3 protein-coding genes are annotated in these 2,150 nt (G+C 60.5%); 2 read left to right on the plus strand and 1 reads right to left on the minus strand.

Features of this window, described 5'->3' with window-relative positions; all coding sequences use genetic code 11:
• Together CQ13_RS45520 and CQ13_RS45525 are read left to right on the plus strand one after the other, a co-directional pair.
• Positions 1–281, plus strand: a 281-nt coding sequence (locus CQ13_RS45520; protein ID WP_245309126.1) for a hypothetical protein, incomplete at its 5' end; no start/stop codon positions are given.
• A 535-nt stretch (positions 282–816) separates the two neighbouring features.
• Positions 817–1,185: a tyrosine-type recombinase/integrase gene (locus tag CQ13_RS45525; protein ID WP_245309127.1), complete on the plus strand. Its 369-nt coding sequence runs from the start codon at positions 817–819 to the stop codon at positions 1,183–1,185.
• Positions 1,186–1,659: 474 nt separating this feature from the next.
• Here CQ13_RS45525 and CQ13_RS10880 read toward each other — a convergent pair.
• Positions 1,660–2,150 (minus strand): transposase (locus tag CQ13_RS10880; protein ID WP_156433617.1); only part of this gene is annotated, 491 nt, incomplete at its 5' end.

The following is a 2,150-nucleotide window of genomic DNA, read 5'->3' on the forward strand; positions in this document are numbered from 1 at the left end:
TAGATTACCGGCGCCCCTCGCGAGTGCTCGTGTTGGGTACCGAACCACGCGCCGCCAATCTAAAAACGCTCTCTACTCAGCCAAGCTTTATATTAATCGCCTTGCTCGGTTCAGCGAGTTCGCTGCCGGGGTCTCAGCAACCGGGCCGATCACACAAGAAGTCATTGATCTCTTTCTTCAGGGCTTTCCAACCGCATCTCCCCGCATTGCTGCCGCAACTGCGATCGAGCACGCGCGACGGCTGGCGCCGGAGCGATTTTCCATTCCAGTCCTACCTCTAACAGTAGATCGCGACGCCACTCTGATTGCCGCATATGTTGGCTATTTGCACGGTGTGAAGGGCTTGGAGTGCGAAGGGATCCTATTGGGCGCGCGACGCTTTCTTAGCTCGTTCCGCGATCATTTTCCGGGACAAGATCTTAAGACGCTAAACGGTCAGCACGTCCTCAGCCTCGTTCAACATCAGCTGTCGCTTTCGGCCAACCAGGCCACACGGACCGCGGCGATCTCATACATCAGAACGTTTTTGCGCTTTTTGCATTGGTCTGGACATCACAACCAGGATCTCGCACCGTCCGTTCCAAGGACGCCTCATTGGCGATTAGCGCACCTGCCGCCGCGCCTTGCCTGGGAGGATATTCAGCGCGCCATCAGCGCGATCGACGTGACGACCCCTGTTGGTGTTCGCGACCGAGCACTACTGCTGCTGCTTGCCACGACAGGGATATGCAACAAAGAGATTCGCACGCTCAAGCTACAAGACATCCACTGGCGAGCTGGGGAAGTCATCGTTCGACCAAGGGGAAGCGCGACCGGGTGGCGCCGCTCTTGGAGGAGGCCGGCGCTGCGCTCGCCGACTATGTTCTGCAGGCCAGACCCAAGATCGACAACCCCCATGTGTTCCTCTCGTTCGCGCCGCCACCTCGACCATTCAGCTGTCCCGGGTCCATTTCAAAGATCGTCCGGCGCCGCCTCGAGCACGGCGGTGTAGTGCTCACGGGTCCTGCTGGCGCCCACCTACTCCGCCATAGCTTGGCGACACAGCTCGTGGAGCAACGACGGCCGATCAACGAGGTTGCAGATTTACTCGGCCATCGGAGCATCAACACGACCGCCATCTACGCAAAGGTCGCGCTGCCGCAGCTTGTCGATGTCGCGCTGCCCTTTCCGGGAGCGGCGTCATGAGAGCCTACGCGGGATTCTTGGCCGAGAAGGTTGAACGATACATCGAGCTGCGCCGCTCGCTCGGATACACATTCTATAAGCAGGCTGGCACGTTGCGGGCTTTCGTCCGCTACGTTCAGTCAAGCGAGCTGGATGGCCCCGTCACGAGGGACATGGTGCTCAACTTCGTCTTGTCGTTCAGCGGCCCGGCTAACGGCCGCGCCATTCGTCATGGAGTGCTCCGCCGCTTTTGCGGGTATCTCGTCATCTACGACGCAAGAACGGAAGCCCTCGACCGGCGGGCGCTTCCCAGGTCACGGGCGATCCCTCCACCTCACATTCTAAGCGACGCTGAGTTGGCGTCGCTCATGGCTGCCTGTAGCCGCATCTCGCCTGCAACGCCTCACCGGGGGCGGACGTTGGCCACCCTGATTGGATTGCTAGGAGCCTGTCCAGTTAGCTTTGGGAAGGCAGTTTTATCTTGATAATGGCGGCTCAGGCGGCCCTTGCGAGCTTGACGAGGTTGTGAGCGGTGCAGATGAGCGCCCATTCTGCGCTGACCTTTTCGATGCCGCGCAGCAGGAATTGCCTGAACCCTCTTGCCTGTTTGATCTGTCCGAAGACGGCTTCGACGATCTGCTTGCGCAAGCGGTAGCGACTTCGGTAGCCGGCGCGCTTGAGCTTGGTGCTCATCCTGGCGATCAGCGAGCCGGGTCTTGAAGCCTTTTTCGCGGTGGCGGATTTGGTGCCGTGCTTCTGCCTTCCGGTGGCGATGTAGCCCTCGATGCGCCGCCGTTTGATCGTGCGAAGATTGGCGTCGGAGCAGTAGCCGGCGTCGGCCGACACTTCGTCGGGATTGGTCCCCAGATTGGCCCTGATCCCGTCGAGCAACGGCGCCAGTTGCGCCTGATCGCTGGAGGAACCGGTCAGCGTCTGCGCCACGATGATCTGATGGGCACCATCGACCGCGGCCTGGGCGTTGTAGC

It is taken from the genome of Bradyrhizobium retamae (assembly GCF_001440415.1).
In the GTDB taxonomy this organism is placed as follows: Bacteria; Pseudomonadota; Alphaproteobacteria; order Rhizobiales; family Xanthobacteraceae; genus Bradyrhizobium; species Bradyrhizobium retamae.